Source organism: Hylemonella gracilis str. Niagara R (genome assembly GCF_000600295.1).
Lineage (GTDB): Bacteria > Pseudomonadota > Gammaproteobacteria > Burkholderiales > Burkholderiaceae_C > Hylemonella > Hylemonella gracilis_A.
On the sequence record NZ_JEMG01000001.1, the window covers coordinates 405,507 to 421,616 of the forward strand.

The window sequence follows — 16,110 nt, forward strand, 5'->3', positions numbered from 1 at the left end:
ACTTTCATGGGTGCCGTTCCTCGCGCAGCGGGACTTCGTCACCGGACCTGACGCGCTCGCGCTCCTCGGGCGGCAGGCGGCTGTCGGCGGGCACGAGCACGACCTCGGGCACCTGGCGGTGCTTCTCCAGTGCCTCGATCAAGAGGCCCACGGCCACGGCGGCGGCGATGGCCACCAGAATGTTGAGCTTGAGCGGCAGCGCGAAGGCTGCCACCGCAGCGGTGGCAGCCACGCCCGCCGATATCCAGCTCGCGCGATCGAACAGCATGGACAGCAGTACGCCCAGCAAGGCCAGCGTGCCCGCGAAACCCAGGCCCCAGGACAGCGGTACCTCGTTCGCCAACAGGATGCCGGCGATGGAGAAGACCTGCCAGGCCAACCAGTTCGTGGAGGCCGCGCCGCAAAAGAAGGGCAGTTGATCGGGGGCACGGCGCTGGTCCGGGTAGCGTTTCATGAAGGCGGCGAAGATCACGTCGCCGCTGAAGTAAGCCAGCCACAGGCGCTGGCGTCGCGGTAGCCAACCAAAATAAGTGCGCCAGAGGCTGCTGAAGATCACGAAGCGCAGGTTCACGCAGCTGGCCGTGAGCCAAACCACCCACAGCGGCGCGCCCGCCATGATGAGGGGCAGCGTGGCGAGTTGGGCGCTGCCCGCGTACACGAGCAGGGACATGAAGATCGCCATCCCAACGCCCATGCCGCTCTTGACCATGGCCACGCCCGTGACCAGACCCCAGGCGCCCACGCCCAAGGCGGTGCCGAACATTTCGCGGATGCCATCGCGGAAGGCGGGGTGGCGCGTGGTGGTCGCCAGAGTGTGGCGCCAACGCCGGAGGGCGGAAGGGGATGCGGCGTGGTAACTCATGGCAATGTGGCGCCCAGCAGGGCGCCGATGCGCAAGGGCGTGCCGCGCAGGAAATCGGCCGCGGCCAGCCGTTTGCCCCCGGCGCGTTGCAGCTCGGTGATCTGCAGCCGGCCTTGCCCGCAGTGCACGGTGATGCCTTCGGCGCCGAGCGCGATGACCTGGCCGGGAATCGGAGGGGTTTGCGCGCTGGAGGTGTCACCCGTACCCGGCACTGCGGTCGTGGTATGGGCTTGCCAGAGCTTGAGCACCTCCGCGCTCTGGCTGACGTCCAGCACGGTCTGCGCACCGGGCGCGGGGTTGAAGGCGCGGATGCGCCGCGCGATCAGCTCGGCCGGGAGGGACCAGTCGATCTGGGCCTCGGCCTTGTCGATTTTGTGCGCGTAGCAAACGCCTGGTTCGGGCTGCGGCGTGGCGCGCAGTTCCCCGCGCGCCGCCAGAGCCAGGGTACGCACGATCAGTGCGCCACCCAAGACGGCCAGCTTGTCGTGCAGGCTGCCGGTGCTGTCGTCCGGGGCGATGGGCAGACTCTCCATCAGCAGCATGTCGCCGGTGTCCAGGCCGGCGTCCATCTGCATGATGGTGACGCCGGTTTCGCTGTCACCGGCCTCGATGGCGCGGTGGATGGGCGCCGCGCCGCGCCAGCGCGGCAAGAGCGACGCGTGGATGTTGAGGCAACCGAATTTGTGGGCCGCCACGCTTCCGGCTGTGCGTGGTTCGCTGCCCCCCGAGGGGGCGCTTTGCGCATTCGCGCCTTGGGGCGCCCCGGCGGCGCTCATGCAATCGAGCACCCACTGTGGCAAGATGAGACCATAGGCCGCGACCACCATCACGTCGGCCTGCGCGGCTTCCAGCGCGGCCCTGGCGGCCGCCGCGTCTTCGGGGTATTTGCCGTCCAGGCGCAGGCTGCGCGGCTGGGCGACCGGTATGCCGTGTTCCAGGGCGAACTGCTTGACCGGTGAAGCCTGCAGCTTCAGGCCGCGACCGGCGGGCCGGTCGGGTTGGGTCAGCACCAGGACGATTTCATGCCCTGCCGTGTGCAGGGCCTGCAGGGCCACCCGGGCGAACTCGGGCGTCCCCGCGTAAACCACTCTCATCGAATTCCCATTCAAGCCCGGGCGCCTTCACGCTCGTTCTCACGTTGCAGCTTCTGCATCTTGGTCTTGATGCGGTTGCGCTTGAGCGGCGAGAGGTATTCGACGAAGACCTTGCCCATCAGGTGGTCCATCTCATGCTGGATGCAGATGGCCAGCAAACCTTCGCACTCGACCACGCGGGACTGGCCCTCGCCGTCCAGCGCCCGCACATGCACGCGCTCGTGCCGCTCCACGCCGTCGTAGATGCCGGGCACGGACAGGCAGCCTTCTTCGTTGATCTTGGTTTCGGGGCTGGCCCAGACGATTTCCGGGTTGATGAAGACCAGGGGCTGGTCGCGTCCCTCGGACACGTCGATGACGACCAGCCGCTCGTGCACATTGATCTGGGTGGCGGCCAGGCCGATGCCGTTCATGTCGTACATGGTTTCAAACATGTCGGCGATGAGCTGCTTGATGCGCGCATCCACGGTCTGCACGGGCCGGGCCACGGTGTGCAGTCGGGGGTCTGGGTAAGTCAGGATGGGCAGCAAGGCCATGGTGTGTTTCCTCCGGGGGCCGTATTTTCCGCGCTTTTTGCACGGCATTGCCGGCATGGGGGCTTGCACGCACACTGGGGCGCATGAACATGCACTTGTTGATGGGTGGCCGGGTCTCGCGCGGCGGTGCGCCCGGCCCCGGTCTGCCCGGCGCGGGCGGTTGTCAGCCGAAGGGCGCCTGAGCATGGAGCGCGAGGAACTGGGTGCCTGGCTGCGCCTGTTGCTGGCCCCCGGCCTTGGACCCGTCAGCATCCGCCGCCTGCTGGTGGCCTTTGGTTCACCCGAGACCGTGCTGGCGCAAAGCCCGGCGGCCTTGCGCACCGTCGTCAGCGCCCGGCAGGCCGAGGCGCTGCTCGCCGACGCGGACCTTGCGCCCCAAGGCTGGGCCGAGTTGCTCACGCGCAGCTGGGCCTGGTTGCACGCGGCCGACGCGCTGGAACAGCGTGCCATCGTGGCCTTGGGGGAACCGGGCTACCCCGCCGCACTGCTGCAGATGGAAGACCCGCCTTTTCTGCTGCATCTGATGGGGTGCCTGGACGGCTTGCACGATGGCAGCCTCTGGACCCATCACCTGACCGAGCGCCGCTGCCTGGCCGTGGTGGGTAGCCGCAACCCCACGCCGCAGGGCGGGCTCAATGCACGGCAGTTCGCGCGCAGCCTGGCCGAGGCCGGCCTCACCATCGTCTCCGGCCTGGCTCTGGGCGTGGACGGTGCGGCGCACGAAGGTGCGCTCAGCGCGCAGGCAGACCCAGGACCGCTGCCCCCTTCATCGCCTGACAGTCGACCCGGACCCGGACCCGTGGGCGGAGGCCGGGCGCGTCTCGCGACCGTGGCTGTGGTGGGCACCGGGCTGGACCAGGTCTACCCCAAGCGCCACGCGGCATTGGCGCGGCGCATTGTCGCGCAAGGGGTCATCGTCAGCGAATACCCGCTGGGCACGCCGCCTCTGGCGGAGAACTTCCCACGGCGCAACCGGCTGATCGCCGGCCTGTCCTGTGCCACCCTGGTGGTGGAGGCGGCACCGCAGTCCGGTTCGCTGATCACGGCACGGCTGGCCGTCGAGCTGGGCAAGGAGGTGCTGGCGATTCCCGGCTCCATCCACAACCCGCAGTCCCGGGGCTGCCATGCCCTGATCCGGCAAGGCGCCAAGTTGGTGGAGTCCGCGCAGGACGTGCTGGAAGAACTGCCTGCCTGGGCGGGCGTGGCAGCCCGGCCTGGGGAGGCGGTCGCAGATACCGAGGCAATCCATGCGGTCGATGCCGAATCCCATCCGTCAGAGCCGGAAGATGCCTTGCGCGCAGCGCTGGGCACGGACCCCGTGAGTCTGGACGCGCTGCAGGCCCGCACGGGCTGGCCCACCGCGCAGTTGCAGGCGCGGCTGATGGCCCTGGAGCTGGAGGGCGAGGTGGCGCGCCTGCCGGGTGGTCTGCTGCAGCGCCTGGTGCGGGGCTGAGCCGTGGCTCGGTTGCCATCGAGGCGCAAAAGATGGCGGTTGCGCGCATGTAGGAAAAAACCTGACAAGCCTGTCTCTCAAAACCTTGCAAGCCGCTGTCTCCGAAACTCTGTAAAGAAATCCGAAAAAGGATGGGGAAAAAGAACGGGAAAAGGGGTTCATTACCCGTTGTCACACTTCGGGGTTCTTGAATACAGTCCCTCACATGTTCGATGTGCTTGTCTACGTCTACGAAAACTACTGGCAGGGCGATGCCTGCCCGGAGTGGTCTCAGCTCGAACGCACGCTGAGCACTCTGGGCTTCGAGCCCGAGGAGATCGAGGGAGCCCTGTACTGGCTTGATGGCCTGTACGACGCGGTGCAGGGCCAACTGGAGCACCCTGAGCTCCAGCACCCGGCCAGCATGCGTGTCTATCTGCCGCGCGAGCAGGAGCACCTGGGCGAGGAATGCCTGGGTTACCTAGGCTTTCTCGAGGCTTCTGGCCTGCTGCCCCCGTTCATGCGTGAAGTGGTGGTGGACCGCGCCATGGTGCTGCCCTCCGAGTACCTGTCGCGCGAGATGCTGCGCCTGATCCTGCGCATGGCTTACTGGAGCTTCGGTACCGAGCCGCAGGAGCATCTGGTGCTCAACGAACTGTCCGACGACGGCGTGCTGCGCGTGCTGCACTGAGGCGGCACCCAGGCGCCGAGCCTGCCGGGCCCCTGCCTGCAGTACCCGGCGCGAAGAGGGCTGAATCCCATGGGGGCTTGCCGGCCAGTGGGCGGTGGCAGGGCGGATAAAATCGAAGGCTGTCCGAACTGTCAACCAATTTCCCCAGGGGAACCCCATGCCGCTCGTTTCCATGCGCGAACTGCTGGACCATGCCGCCGAAAACGGCTATGGCATTCCGGCCTTCAACGTCAACAACCTGGAGCAGGTGCAAGCCGTGATGGCTGCCGCGGATGAAGTGAGCGCTCCCGTCATCCTGCAGGCCAGCGCTGGCGCGCGCAAGTATGCGGGCGAACCTTTCATCAAGCACCTGATCCAGGCGGCGGTGGAAGCCTACCCGCACATCCCCCTGGTCATGCACCAGGACCATGGCACCACGCCCAAGGTCTGCGAAGGCGCGATCGCCCTGGGCTTCGGCTCGGTGATGATGGACGGCTCGCTCAAGGAAGACGGCAAGACCCCGGCCGACTTTGCCTACAACGTGGACGTGACGCGCAAGGTCGTGGACATGGCGCACAAGGTGGGCGTTACCGTCGAAGGTGAACTTGGCTGCCTGGGCAATCTGGAAACCGGCGAAGCCGGCGAAGAAGACGGCATCGGTGCCGAAGGCAAGCTGGACCACAGCCAGTTGCTGACCGACCCCGAGGAAGCCGCCCAGTTCGTGAAAGCGACCCAGCTCGACGCCCTGGCCATCGCCATCGGCACCAGCCACGGCGCTTACAAATTCAGCCGCCCGCCCACCGGTGACATTTTGGCCATCAGCCGCGTGAAGGAGATCCACGCCCGCATTCCCAACACCCATCTGGTGATGCACGGCTCGTCCTCCGTGCCGCAGGAACTGCTGGCCATCATCAACCAGTACGGCGGCAAGATGAAGGAAACCTACGGCGTGCCGGTGGCCGAGATCCAGGAAGCCATCAAGCACGGCGTGCGCAAGATCAACATCGACACCGACATCCGCCTGGCCATGACCGGCGCGGTGCGCAAGTTCCTGGCCGAGAACCCCGACAAGTTCGACGCCCGCGAATGGCTCAAGCCCGCGCGCGAAGCCGCCAAGCTGGTCTGCAAGGCGCGTTACCTGGAATTCGGCTGCGAAGGTCAGGGCGCCAAGGTCAAGAGCCAGGGCCTGGCCGTCATGGCACAGAAGTACGCCAAGGGCCAGTTGGCACAGGTCGTGCATTGAGCACAGGCCCCAGCCCGCGCCGCTTGCGATAATCCACAGCCCGGCAGCGCGCCGGGCTTTTTCTTTTCCGGGAACCTGTTCATGACCAGCGCCCTGCACACTTCCAGCCTCCGATCCCTGCCTCTACTTGCGCGCGGCAAGGTGCGTGACAACTACGCCGTGGGCGAAGACCGCATCCTCATGGTCGCGTCCGACCGCATCAGCGCCTTCGACGTGATCATGGGCGAGCCCATCCCGGGCAAGGGCGAACTGCTGACGAAGATGGCGCTGTTCTGGTTCGGCAAGCTCGGCCACATCGTGCCCAACCACCTCACGGGCGAGGCACCCGAAAGCGTGGTTCAGCCCGACGAAGTGGCGCAAGTCCAGGGCCGCGCCATGCTGGTCCAGCGCCTCAAGCCGATTCCGGTCGAGGCCGTGGTACGCGGTTACCTCGCGGGCAGCGGCTGGAAGGAATACCAGGAATCGCAGGCCGTCTGTGGCGTGAAGCTGCCGACCGGGTTGAAGAACGCCAGCAAGCTGCCCGAGCCCATCTACACGCCCGCGCACAAGGCCGAGATGGGCGAGCACGACGAGAACATCAGCTTCGAGAAAACCGTGGAACTCATCGGCGCCGAACTCGCGGCCAAGATCCGTGACGTTTCCATCGCCCTCTACAAGACTGCGAGCGAGATCGCCTTGAAGAAGGGCATCATCATTGCCGACACCAAGTTCGAATTCGGTCTCGACCCGCAAGGTCGGCTGGTGCTGATGGACGAGGTGCTGACACCCGACTCCTCGCGCTACTGGCCGGTCGAAGGGTATGAACAGGCGTTCAAGCAAGGCGCCAACCCGCCCAGCTACGACAAGCAGTTCCTGCGCGATTGGCTGGAGCAGGCCCAGGTGGATGGCCAGCCCTGGGGCAAGACGCCCCCCGCGCCGACCTTGCCCGCCGAGGTGATCGCGCAGACCGCTGCCAAATACCAGGAGGCGCTGACCCGCCTCACGGGTGCCTGAACACCGACCATTGACGCCATCGATACATCCGCAGGAGCACACATGACCATTGAAACGCAGGAAGACCTGGAAGGGCTGCGCCGCGTGGGCCGCGCGGTGGCCATTGTGCGCGACGAAATGCTGACCCGTGCCCAACCCGGCATGACCACGCGTGAGCTGGACGCGATCGGCGAGCAGGTGCTGGCGCGCCAAGGCGTGCGTTCCGCTCCGCGCCTGGTGTACGACTTTCCGGGCGCCACCTGCATCAGCGTCAACGAAGAAGCGGCGCATGGCGTGCCCGGGGACCGGGTGCTCCAGGCCGGTGATGTGTTGAACGTGGACGTGTCGGCCGAGTTGGGCGGTTATTTCGCCGACACCGGTGGTACCACCGTGATCCCGACCGCTTCCGCGCAGAAGACCCGCCTGTGCCACGCCACGCGCGAGGCGCTGTCGAACGCCTTGCGCGTCGTGAGGGCCGGGCGTCCGATCCGCGACGTGGGCGCGGCCATCGAGCAGACGGCCCGGCGATATGGATTTCGCGTGATCGAAAACCTCTGCGGCCACGGCGTCGGCCGCTCCCTGCACGAGGAACCGGAGTACATCCCGGGTTACTTCGACCGCACGGACACGCGGCTGTTCCAGGAGGGCATGGTGATCGCCATCGAGCCTTTCCTGTCGACCAAGAGCCGCATGGTGACGGAGGCGGAGGATGGCTGGACCCTGGTGGGCGTGCCGGGCAATCTGTCGGCTCAGTTCGAGCACACCCTGGTCGTCACGCGCGGCGAGCCCATCGTGCTGACGCTGCATTGACAAGGGCGTCCAAGGACGCCCTTGCGCGAGGCCTGAGACTGACTTGCCGGGCTCAGTTCAGCGCCATGCTGAGCTTGCGCCGGTAGCTGGACACCATGGCCGCTTGTTCGTCCTGTTGCACTGTGGCGTGGCCTGCTAGTTCGATGCCGCCTGCGCTCTTGCCGCTGGCTGCCTCAGCGCCTTTGTCTTTCGGTGCGGGCGGTGTGAGCAATTCAAGGATGGCGATGTAAGTCTTGCGCGGCGCCTCGTCCGCCCATTTCTTGTCGCGCATGATGATTTCGAGCAGCTCGTCCAGCGCGGCGGCCCATTCCTGCATGGCGATCAGCACCCTGGCCTTGGCGAAGCGGGCGTCAAAGTCGCGCTTGTTGGCCGCGATGCGCGCGTCGAAGCTCTCCAAGGGCTGCTGGGCCTGCGGGTCGCGGGTCACGAATTCCAGTGCGTTCAACCATTGACGCAGGGCCTCGAATTGCAGTGGCACGGGAATGCGCGTCAGCGTGGGAGCCAGCACGGTGGAGGCCTGCTCCAGCTCACCCGCGCTGATCAACAGCTTGGCGTAGTCGTAACGCAGGGTGTCGTTGCCAGGGTCGGCCTGGAAGGCCTCACTCAAGCGGGCCAGGGCGCCGTCGATGTCACCGGCTTCCAGCGCCTCCTGGGCTTCCTCGGCCTCGGCCTGGGCGGCCAGCTCATTCTCGCCGGGCAGGTGCTTGTCCAGGAACTCGCGCAGCTTGCCCTCGGGCAGCGCGCCCATGAACCCATCGACGGGACGGCCACCGATCATCAAGATGCAGGTCGGGATGCTGCGGATGCCGAAGGCTCCGGCCAGTTCCTGCTGTTCGTCGGAATTGACCTTGGCCAGGGTGAAGCGCCCGCCATAGGCGACTTCCAGTTTCTCCAGGATGGGGCTGAGCGACTTGCAGGGGCCGCACCAGGGCGCCCAGAAGTCCAGCAGCACGGGCGTGGTCTGGGAAGCGAGGATGACCTCGGTCTCGAAGTTGTCGGCGGTGATGTCGAGCATGGGAGGACGGCAGGGGATAATCGGGGCTTATGAAAACACTCATCGGCGTGGTCATGGGCTCCAGTTCCGACTGGGACACCATGCAGCAGGCGGTCCAGATTCTCCACCACTTTGGCATCCCGCACGAAGCCAAGGTCGTCTCCGCGCACCGCATGCCGGACGACATGTTCGCCTACGCCGAAGCCGCCGCCGGGCGCGGCCTGAAGGCCATCATCGCGGGCGCGGGTGGCGCGGCGCACCTGCCCGGCATGCTGGCCGCCAAGACCGTGGTGCCCGTGCTGGGCGTGCCGGTGCAGAGCAAGGCCCTGTCCGGCGTGGATTCCCTGCACAGCATCGTGCAGATGCCCAAGGGCATTCCCGTCGCCACCTTCGCCATCGGTGCGGCCGGCGCGGCCAATGCGGCGCTGTTCGCCGTCGCCATGCTGGCCAACGAAGATGCCATCCTGCGCGAGAAGCTGAGCGCCTACCGCGCCGAGCAGACCGCGCAGGCGCGGGCAATGACGTTGCCGCCAGCGCTTTGATGGATGGTCGCGGCGTGATGAAAACAATTCTTCCTGGCGCAACCCTCGGGGTCATGGGCGGCGGCCAGCTCGGCCGCATGTTCGTCCATGCCGCGCAAAGCATGGGCTATTTCACCGCCGTGCTGGACGCGGACCCGACCAGCCCCGCTGGGCGCGTGAGCCACCATCACATCCAGACCGGCTACGAGGACCCGCAGGGCCTGGCCGAATTGGCGCAACTGAGCGCGGCCATCACCACCGAGTTCGAGAACGTGCCTGCGGGTGCGCTGCGTACGCTGGCTGCCACGCGCCCGGTGGCGCCCGCCGCGAGCGCGGTCGCCATCGCGCAAGACCGCGCGCAGGAAAAAGCGCATTTCACGCGCTGTGGTGTGCCGGTGGCACCCAATGCCGTGATTGAAACCCCGGGGCAGCTCGCGGCGGTCACGGATGATCTGTTGCCTGGCATTCTCAAAACCGCGCGCCTGGGCTACGACGGCAAGGGCCAGGTGCGTGTGACCACGAAGGCCGAACTTGCGGTTGCCTGGGACGATCTGAAGCGTGTGCCTTGCGTGCTGGAAAAGATGCTGCCGCTGGCAGCCGAGGTCTCCGTCATCGTGGCGCGGGGCGCCGATGGGCAGATGGTCCACTTCCCCGTCCAGCGCAACCTGCACCGCGCAGGCATCCTGGCCGTGACCGAGGTGCACGAAGGCAATGTCGATCCGAAGCTGGCGCGGCAGGCGGTGGCTGCGGCCCAGTCCATCGCCGAAGGGCTGGCCTTTGTGGGCGTGCTTTGCGTCGAGTTCTTCGTGCTGGCCGATGGCGCGCTGGTGGTGAATGAAATGGCGCCCCGTCCACACAACAGTGGCCATTACAGCATCGACGCCTGTGACCAGTCCCAGTTCGACCTCCAGGTGCGCACCCTCGCGGGCTTGCCGCTCACGCAGCCGCGCCTGCACAGCCCCAGCATCATGCTCAACCTGCTGGGTGATTTGTGGGGCGAGCGCGGTGCATCGCCCGCCTGGGATCGGGTGCTGGCCCTGCCGGGTGCGCACCTGCACCTGTATGGCAAGCACGAGGCCAAGTCGGGCCGCAAGATGGGCCACCTTACGCTGACTGGCCCCAACGCGGCCGAGGTGCGCCAGACCGCTCTGGCCGCCGCCGCCCTCCTGGGCATCGCCCCTTTCTGAGCATGATTCTTGACGGACGCGACCCGTCTGCCGTCCAGCGCGCGGCCCGGGCTCTGAGCGCGGGTGAACTGCTGGGCCTGCCAACCGAAACCGTCTATGGCCTGGCGGCTGACGCAGGCAGCGATGCCGCCGTCGCGAAGATCTACGCGGCCAAGGGTCGGCCTCCAGGCCATCCGCTGATCGTGCATCTGGCTGACGAATCCGGCATGCGCCCCGGCCTCGCGCACTTTGCCGCCGAGGTCCCGGCCTACGCGCGGTTGCTGGTGGACGCCTTCTGGCCCGGCCCGCTCACCCTCATCCTGCCGCGCCGTGCCGGCGTGGCCGCCGCTGCGGCCGGCGGGCAGGACTCGATCGGACTGCGCTGTCCCGCGCATCCGGTGGCCCAGGCCGTGCTGCAAGCGGCAAAGGCTCTGGGCGTGGCGGGGCTGGCCGCACCCAGCGCCAACCTGTTCGGTCGAGTCAGCCCCACGACCGCCGCGCATGTGCAGGCCGAGTTTGGCGAGGGTCTGCTCATCCTCGACGGCGGTCCCTGCGAGGTGGGCATCGAATCCACCATCGTCGATTGCACGCGCGGCGCACCCGTGCTGCTGCGGCCCGGGCAGATCACGCGCCTGCGGATCGACGAGGTGCTGCAGGCAGCGGGAACGGACGCGCGCTTGCGTGACACCGACGAGATCCAAGCCCGTACGGCCCAGGCCGCGCCACGGGCCTCGGGCATGCTGGAATCGCATTACGCGCCCCGCGCCAAGGTCCGGCTCATGGACGCGGTCGCCTTGGAATCCGCGCTCGCGGCTGCGTTGATCAACACGAACTCGGCCACGAGCACGGGCGATGCCGCAACGGCCCGGATGGCCGTCTATGCGCGCACACCGTTGCGCCTGCCCGCCGGGGTCGTGCACCGACCCATGCCCCCGCAGGCCAGCGCCGTCGCGCACGAGCTGTTCGCCGCCCTGCGCGCACTGGACGAGGCCGGTGTGCGGGAAATCTGGGTCGAGACGCCACCGGACACAGCCGATTGGGAAGGCGTGTCCGATCGCCTGCGTCGCGCCGCCGCCTGATCTGGCGGCAAGGGCGGACCGCAGTCAGCGCGGGCGGGACGTGCGGCTGTAGCGCAGCTTCATCACCAAAATCGCCACCGCCAGCGACAGGGTGACGACGTTGGCGGCCAGCAGCGGGCCGGAGGCCATGAGGGCGCCGTAGGCCACCCAAAGCGCGACGCCTGTGGTGAACAGGGTGTACATGCCCAGCGAGATGCCGCTGACGTCGCGGGTGCGGAAGGTGTGCAGGGCTTGGGGCAGGAAGCTCAGGGTGGTCAGGCCCGCGGCAAGGTAGCCGATGAGGTCGGTCATGATGAAAGGGGTGCTCGCAATGGCGTCGGCTCAGAAGTCCACCAGGCTCAGGCCGATGCTGAACGTGGTGCGGCGGTAGTTGTAATCGATCAGCGAGTCGCCGTAACCGCTGAAAATTTGCACATGCAGGCGCAGCCCCGGGGCCTGGCGGTCCAGGGAGCGCAGCCATTCCATGCGCCAGGAGGTCAGGCCATTGCGCTCCGTGTCCGGGCGCAGGTTGTGGCGCAGGGTCAGGACGAGATTGTGGCCCGGGTTGGGATGCCAGGCGGTCATGAGTTCAGCGCGTCCGTAGCTGTCTTCGATACCGGGGTTGTCGTCCTGCGCGTTGATGTCGCTGCTGCTGTCGCTATCCCCGTCGCCGAGGCGTTGCCACAGGCGCAGGCCCAGTGAATAGCGATTGTCCTTTTCCACGCCGGTCATCAGGATGGCGCGGTTCCAGCTGCGCGACTGGGGCAGGGTCTGGCCATTGGACTGGTGGTTGATCGCCAGGCCGGTGTAGCTCCAGTGCCAACCCCAGAACAGGTGCATCGGCGTGGGCGCGATGTAGATCAGCTCGGGCTCGTGGTCGGTGGCGCGGAAGGGACGGGACAGCTCCGCGTTGAAGAGTTGCCAGTAGCTCTGCTGGGTGTAGCCGAACCAAAGTGAATCGCGCGGACCGCCGGGTTCCCAGAAGAGCAGACCCGTGGCGAGCTTGCTGCGCACCGAGAGTTGGATGCGCATCTCGTTGCGCTCATAGGCTTGGGCGTCGGCCGCCGCCACATCCCGCGTATCGTTGTCCGACTGCGGGGCTGTGTTCACGCGATTGCCGTGGACCCAGGACAGGCTGATGGGTTTGTATCCGCGGATGTTGAAGTTGCCACAGTCCGTGTCGGCGTCCAGCTCCCAGTAGCGCGCGTACGAGGACCAGTTGCCCCGGCAGTTCCGCGTCGCGCTGGGCGGCGGCGCGGGGGGCTCGGTGGTGGCCGCCGTGGCCGCGTCGTCGCCTTGTGTTTCCTGCTGTAGGGGTCCCACGTCACCTACCGGCGCGGGCGTCGTGGTCTGTGCCCTCGCGTCAACCAGGAATCCGACCGCGCCCAGCAGCAGCGCCGCGCCCGTCCGCGCGAGCGGGTGTGTCACACCGGGCTCCCGCTGGCCTGCTGTTGGGCCGCCACAGCGGCCGCGGTGGCCGTCGCCTCGGCTTTCTTGGCGAATTCGGCGCGCAGGGCACGGAGTTTCTCGCGCGGGTCTTCCTTGACCGTGGCTTGGCTCAGGGCCATCTCGGCGATGAAACGGCTTGGTTGCGCGGCGATCATCTCGCGGCCCTTCTTGCGGCGCTTGGGCCAGCTCACGGCCAGGGTGCGCTGCGCGCGCGTGATGCCCACGTACATCAGGCGGCGTTCTTCCTGCAGGCGTTCGGCGATGCTGTCATTGGCTGCCTCATGCTCGCGCTGCGAGCCGCCCGCCGAGTCCGCGCCATCGTCCAGTTTGAAGGGCAGCAGCCCTTCGCACACGCCAATCAGCATGACATGCGGCCACTCCAGACCCTTGGCGGCGTGCAGGGTGGACAGGGTCACCAGGTTCTGGTCCTGCTGGCGTTCGGACAGGGTGGAGATCAGCGACACGGTCTGCGCCACGTCCAGCAGGTTCTTCTTCTCGCTGGCGAAGTTGCTGCCAAAGCTGGCGCCGTTCTCGTCCTCGATTTCGCCGCCGCAGCGTCCCGCCATCCAGTCGCAGAAATCGAGCACATTGGTCCAGCGCGACTGCGCGGCTTTCTCGTGTTCCTCGCTGTCGTAGAGGTATTTCTCGTAGCCGATGTCCTTGAGCCATTCCAGCAGGAAGGCCAGCGCGGCTTCCTTGCCTTCGGTGTGGCGCGCTCGGTACTCGAGGTCGTTCACGTAACGCCCGAACTCGTGCAGGCTGTCGACCGCGCGGCTGTTCAACACCGAGGGCAGCGAGCTGGAGAACAGCGCCTCGAACAGGCTGACCTTGTACTTGCCCGAGAAGGTGCCCAGGGCCTGCAGGGTCTGGTGGCCGATGCCGCGCTTGGGCGTGGTGATGGCGCGCAAGAAAGCTGGATCGTCGTCGTTGTTGACCCACAGGCGCAGCCAGGCGCAGAGGTCGCGGATCTCGGCGCGGTCGAAGAAGCTGATGCCGCCCGAGACCTTGTAGGGGATGTTGGCCTTGCGCAGCGCCTGCTCCAGGATGCGCGACTGGTGGTTGGCGCGGTAGAGCACGGCGAAGTCCTTGAACTCCTTGTGCGGCGAGTTCTCGCGCAGGCTCTGGATGCGCGCCACCATGCGCTCGGCCTCGTGCTCCTCGTTGTCCGCGTCCACCACGCGCACTGGCTCGCCTTCGCCCAGCTCGCTCCACAAGGTCTTGGGAAAGAGCTTGGGGTTGGGGCCGATCACATTGTTCGCCGCCTGCAGGATGGCGCTGGTGGAGCGGTAGTTCTGCTCCAGTTTGATGATGCGCAGGTTGGGGAAATCGATGGGCAGCTTCTTCAGGTTGTCCAGTGTCGCGCCGCGCCAGCCGTAGATGGACTGGTCATCGTCGCCCACGGCCGTGAAGTGCGCGCGCTGCGGGTCGTCGGAGGTGAGCAGCTTGAGCAGCTCGTACTGCGTGGCGTTGGTGTCCTGGTATTCATCGACGAGAATGTGGCCCATCATCTGCTGCCACTTGGCGCGCACCTCGGGGTGTTCGCGCAGCAGCTTGAGCGGCAGGCCGATCAGGTCGTCGAAGTCCACGCTCTGGTAGGCCGTCAGGCGTTCCTCGTAGCGCGCCATGATCTTGGCGGTGATGCGCTCGTTGTCGTCCGCCGCCTGGGCTTCGGCCTGCACGGCCGTCAGGCCGGCGTTCTTCCACTTGCTGATGGTCCACTGCCATTGCCGGGCGGTGGCCGCGTCCGTGCTGCCACCCGCGTCCTTGAGGATGCTGGTCACATCGTCGCTGTCCATGATGGAGAAGTTGGCCTTCAGGCCCAGCGCCTCGCCGTCCCCGCGCAGCAGGTGCACACCCAGGGCGTGGAAGGTACAGATGCGCACCTTCTTTGCGTCGCGTCCGATCAGCCCCTTGGCCCGTTCGCGCATTTCGGCCGCAGCCTTGTTGGTGAAGGTGATGGCGGTGATGCGTTGCGGCTCCAGCCCTGCTTGAATCAGCCGCGCGATCTTGTGCGTGATGACCCGGGTCTTGCCCGACCCCGCGCCCGCGAGCACCAGGCAGGGCCCATGCAGGTGGTTGACGGCGTCTTGTTGGGCGAGGTTGAGACCGGCGGACATGCGGATGGCGAACGGGACACGAAGTGGCAGGGCGAGTGATGATACCCGTGCACATTCTGTTGCATGCGACCTTGCACAATGACGGCCATGCAGAACCTGCTTCAGATTTTCTCGGTCACCTTCCCCTTTTTCGCCCTCGTGCTCTGCGGCTACCTCGCCGCTCGCCGCCGCCTGCTGCCGCTGGAGGCCATCCCCGGGCTCAATGGCTTCGTGCTGTTCTTCGCCCTGCCCTGCATGCTCTACCGCTTTGGCGCCAGCACGCCCATCGCGCAGTTGCTGGACTATTCGGTCTTCCTGATCTGGCTGCTGTGCGCCTTGCTCATGGTCGGCTTCACGGTCACCGTGACGCTCAACCGCCGCATCCGCTGGAACGATGCGTCCTTCGGCGCCCTGGTGGCGGCCTTTCCGAACACGGGGTTCATGGGCGTGCCCTTGATGGTGGCCCTGCTGGGTGCCCAGGCTGCCGCGCCGGTGATCGTGGGCATGCTGGTGGACATGGTGATCACCACCTCGCTGTGCATCGCGCTCTCACGCCTGGATGGGGCGGATAAACACGGCATGGCTGTGGCGTTGAAGAACGCCCTCCGGGGCATGCTGAGCAATCCCATGCCCTGGGCCATCCTGCTGGGCGGCCTGGCCTCTTACCTCCAGTTCGAACTGCCCGGGCCGGTGCACCAGACCGTGGGCCTGCTGGCCGACGCGGCTTCGCCCGTGGCGCTGTTCACCATCGGCGCGGTGCTGGCGCGTTCGCAGATCCTCAGTGCTGAAAGCAAGCACCCGCTCATCCCGCTGCGCGACTACGTCCCGGTGGCGGCCTTCAAGCTGCTGCTGCACCCGCTCCTGGTGCTGGGGGTGGGGCTGACCGCCAAGCGGCTGGGCGCACCGTTGACGGATTTCGCGCTCACGGTGATGGTGCTGGCTGCGGCCTTGCCGAGCGCCAGCAATGTGTCCCTGCTGGCCGAGCGTTTTGGCGCGGACAACGGGCGCATCGCCCGCATCATCCTGGTCTCCACCGCCGTGGCCTTTCTGAGCTTTTCGGCTGCGGTCAGCCTGCTGGCCTGACCGCGGGTAAATACCTATGAACATCCATCCATGGATAGTTGTCGTCTATTTGATAGATAAGCTCAATCAAATGGTTTCCGCCATAGATGACTTTTAGACTGGCAGCCCGTCAACACCAAGGAGC

16 protein-coding genes are annotated in these 16,110 nt (G+C 66.7%); 9 read left to right on the top strand and 7 right to left on the bottom strand.

Going from position 1 to position 16,110, the window contains the following annotated elements:
* Nucleotides 1-4: 4 nt before the first annotated feature.
* The 3 genes from AZ34_RS01890 to def are packed head-to-tail and all read right to left on the bottom strand — an operon-like array spanning nucleotide 5 to nucleotide 2,492.
* Nucleotides 5-862 (bottom strand): AzlC family ABC transporter permease, encoded by an 858-nt coding sequence (locus tag AZ34_RS01890; protein WP_231495436.1) that lies wholly within the window; start codon nucleotides 860-862, stop codon nucleotides 5-7.
* Nucleotides 859-1,956 (bottom strand): methionyl-tRNA formyltransferase, encoded by a 1,098-nt coding sequence (locus AZ34_RS01895; protein ID WP_035604206.1) that lies wholly within the window; start codon nucleotides 1,954-1,956, stop codon nucleotides 859-861. Before AZ34_RS01895 ends, AZ34_RS01890 begins: the two co-directional genes overlap by 4 nt.
* A gap of 11 nt (nucleotides 1,957-1,967) precedes the next feature.
* Nucleotides 1,968-2,492, bottom strand: coding sequence for a peptide deformylase (gene def, locus AZ34_RS01900; protein ID WP_035604208.1), 525 nt, complete (start codon nucleotides 2,490-2,492; stop codon nucleotides 1,968-1,970).
* A gap of 184 nt (nucleotides 2,493-2,676) precedes the next feature.
* Between def and AZ34_RS01905 the strand changes: the two genes are divergently transcribed.
* From AZ34_RS01905 to map, 5 genes are all read left to right on the top strand, one after another.
* Entirely contained in the window at nucleotides 2,677-3,945 is a 1,269-nt protein-coding gene (locus AZ34_RS01905; RefSeq protein ID WP_035604211.1) for a DNA-processing protein DprA, read from the top strand.
* A gap of 205 nt (nucleotides 3,946-4,150) precedes the next feature.
* The gene (locus tag AZ34_RS01910) at nucleotides 4,151-4,615 is read left to right on the top strand and encodes a DUF494 domain-containing protein (protein ID WP_035604213.1); all 465 of its coding nucleotides are present in this window, start codon (nucleotides 4,151-4,153) and stop codon (nucleotides 4,613-4,615) included.
* Between the two features lie 157 nt (nucleotides 4,616-4,772).
* On the top strand, nucleotides 4,773-5,837 hold the full coding sequence (gene fba, locus AZ34_RS01915; protein WP_035604216.1) for a class II fructose-bisphosphate aldolase: 1,065 nt from the start codon (nucleotides 4,773-4,775) through the stop codon (nucleotides 5,835-5,837).
* An 81-nt stretch (nucleotides 5,838-5,918) separates the two neighbouring features.
* The gene (locus AZ34_RS01920; protein WP_035604219.1) at nucleotides 5,919-6,830 is read left to right on the top strand and encodes a phosphoribosylaminoimidazolesuccinocarboxamide synthase; all 912 of its coding nucleotides are present in this window, start codon (nucleotides 5,919-5,921) and stop codon (nucleotides 6,828-6,830) included.
* Between the two features lie 42 nt (nucleotides 6,831-6,872).
* A complete protein-coding gene (gene map, locus AZ34_RS01925) occupies nucleotides 6,873-7,619 on the top strand; it encodes a type I methionyl aminopeptidase (protein WP_035604221.1) in 747 nt (248 codons plus the stop codon).
* 52 nt (nucleotides 7,620-7,671) lie between these two features.
* Here the strand turns inward: map and trxA are convergent, their stop codons facing one another.
* Nucleotides 7,672-8,634, bottom strand: a complete 963-nt coding sequence (gene trxA, locus AZ34_RS01930) for a thioredoxin (protein WP_035604223.1) — start codon at nucleotides 8,632-8,634, stop codon at nucleotides 7,672-7,674.
* A 29-nt stretch (nucleotides 8,635-8,663) separates the two neighbouring features.
* Here trxA and purE point away from each other — a divergent pair, with 29 nt between their 5' ends.
* From purE to AZ34_RS01945, 3 genes are read left to right on the top strand one after another with little or no spacing between them, the layout of a single operon-like run.
* Complete coding sequence (gene purE / locus AZ34_RS01935) at nucleotides 8,664-9,155, top strand: 5-(carboxyamino)imidazole ribonucleotide mutase (protein WP_035604226.1); 492 nt, start codon at nucleotides 8,664-8,666, stop codon at nucleotides 9,153-9,155.
* A 17-nt stretch (nucleotides 9,156-9,172) separates the two neighbouring features.
* Nucleotides 9,173-10,321: a 5-(carboxyamino)imidazole ribonucleotide synthase gene (locus AZ34_RS01940; RefSeq protein ID WP_155831694.1), complete on the top strand. Its 1,149-nt coding sequence runs from the start codon at nucleotides 9,173-9,175 to the stop codon at nucleotides 10,319-10,321.
* A 2-nt stretch (nucleotides 10,322-10,323) separates the two neighbouring features.
* Nucleotides 10,324-11,379, top strand: coding sequence for an L-threonylcarbamoyladenylate synthase (locus AZ34_RS01945; RefSeq protein WP_035604231.1), 1,056 nt, complete (start codon nucleotides 10,324-10,326; stop codon nucleotides 11,377-11,379).
* A 24-nt stretch (nucleotides 11,380-11,403) separates the two neighbouring features.
* On the opposite strand, the gene AZ34_RS01950 is transcribed toward AZ34_RS01945, so the two are convergent.
* The 3 genes from AZ34_RS01950 to AZ34_RS01960 are packed head-to-tail and all read right to left on the bottom strand — an operon-like array spanning nucleotide 11,404 to nucleotide 14,924.
* The gene (locus AZ34_RS01950; RefSeq protein WP_035604234.1) at nucleotides 11,404-11,670 is read right to left on the bottom strand and encodes a SemiSWEET transporter; all 267 of its coding nucleotides are present in this window, start codon (nucleotides 11,668-11,670) and stop codon (nucleotides 11,404-11,406) included.
* A gap of 30 nt (nucleotides 11,671-11,700) precedes the next feature.
* Entirely contained in the window at nucleotides 11,701-12,786 is a 1,086-nt protein-coding gene (locus AZ34_RS01955) for a phospholipase A (protein ID WP_051509451.1), read from the bottom strand.
* The gene (locus AZ34_RS01960; RefSeq protein WP_035604237.1) at nucleotides 12,783-14,924 is read right to left on the bottom strand and encodes an ATP-dependent helicase; all 2,142 of its coding nucleotides are present in this window, start codon (nucleotides 14,922-14,924) and stop codon (nucleotides 12,783-12,785) included. Before AZ34_RS01960 ends, AZ34_RS01955 begins: the two co-directional genes overlap by 4 nt.
* 87 nt (nucleotides 14,925-15,011) lie before the next feature.
* Between AZ34_RS01960 and AZ34_RS01965 the strand changes: the two genes are divergently transcribed.
* Nucleotides 15,012-15,986, top strand: coding sequence for an AEC family transporter (locus AZ34_RS01965; RefSeq protein ID WP_419670191.1), 975 nt, complete (start codon nucleotides 15,012-15,014; stop codon nucleotides 15,984-15,986).
* The last annotated feature ends 124 nt before the right edge of the window (nucleotides 15,987-16,110 follow it).

Excerpts from the sequence above, each read along its gene's own strand:
- AZ34_RS01890 (WP_231495436.1), bottom strand. The coding sequence starts at position 862 with ATGAGTTACCACGCCGCATCCCCTTCCGCCCTCCGGCGTTGGCGCCAC.
- AZ34_RS01895 (WP_035604206.1), bottom strand. The coding sequence starts at position 1,956 with ATGAGAGTGGTTTACGCGGGGACGCCCGAGTTCGCCCGGGTGGCCCTG.
- def (WP_035604208.1), bottom strand. The coding sequence starts at position 2,492 with ATGGCCTTGCTGCCCATCCTGACTTACCCAGACCCCCGACTGCACACC.
- AZ34_RS01905 (WP_035604211.1), top strand. The coding sequence starts at position 2,677 with ATGGAGCGCGAGGAACTGGGTGCCTGGCTGCGCCTGTTGCTGGCCCCC.
- AZ34_RS01910 (WP_035604213.1), top strand. The coding sequence starts at position 4,151 with ATGTTCGATGTGCTTGTCTACGTCTACGAAAACTACTGGCAGGGCGAT.
- fba (WP_035604216.1), top strand. The coding sequence starts at position 4,773 with ATGCCGCTCGTTTCCATGCGCGAACTGCTGGACCATGCCGCCGAAAAC.
- AZ34_RS01920 (WP_035604219.1), top strand. The coding sequence starts at position 5,919 with ATGACCAGCGCCCTGCACACTTCCAGCCTCCGATCCCTGCCTCTACTT.
- map (WP_035604221.1), top strand. The coding sequence starts at position 6,873 with ATGACCATTGAAACGCAGGAAGACCTGGAAGGGCTGCGCCGCGTGGGC.
- trxA (WP_035604223.1), bottom strand. The coding sequence starts at position 8,634 with ATGCTCGACATCACCGCCGACAACTTCGAGACCGAGGTCATCCTCGCT.
- purE (WP_035604226.1), top strand. The coding sequence starts at position 8,664 with ATGAAAACACTCATCGGCGTGGTCATGGGCTCCAGTTCCGACTGGGAC.
- AZ34_RS01940 (WP_155831694.1), top strand. The coding sequence starts at position 9,173 with ATGAAAACAATTCTTCCTGGCGCAACCCTCGGGGTCATGGGCGGCGGC.
- AZ34_RS01945 (WP_035604231.1), top strand. The coding sequence starts at position 10,324 with ATGATTCTTGACGGACGCGACCCGTCTGCCGTCCAGCGCGCGGCCCGG.
- AZ34_RS01950 (WP_035604234.1), bottom strand. The coding sequence starts at position 11,670 with ATGACCGACCTCATCGGCTACCTTGCCGCGGGCCTGACCACCCTGAGC.
- AZ34_RS01960 (WP_035604237.1), bottom strand. The coding sequence starts at position 14,924 with ATGTCCGCCGGTCTCAACCTCGCCCAACAAGACGCCGTCAACCACCTG.
- AZ34_RS01965 (WP_419670191.1), top strand. The coding sequence starts at position 15,012 with ATGCAGAACCTGCTTCAGATTTTCTCGGTCACCTTCCCCTTTTTCGCC.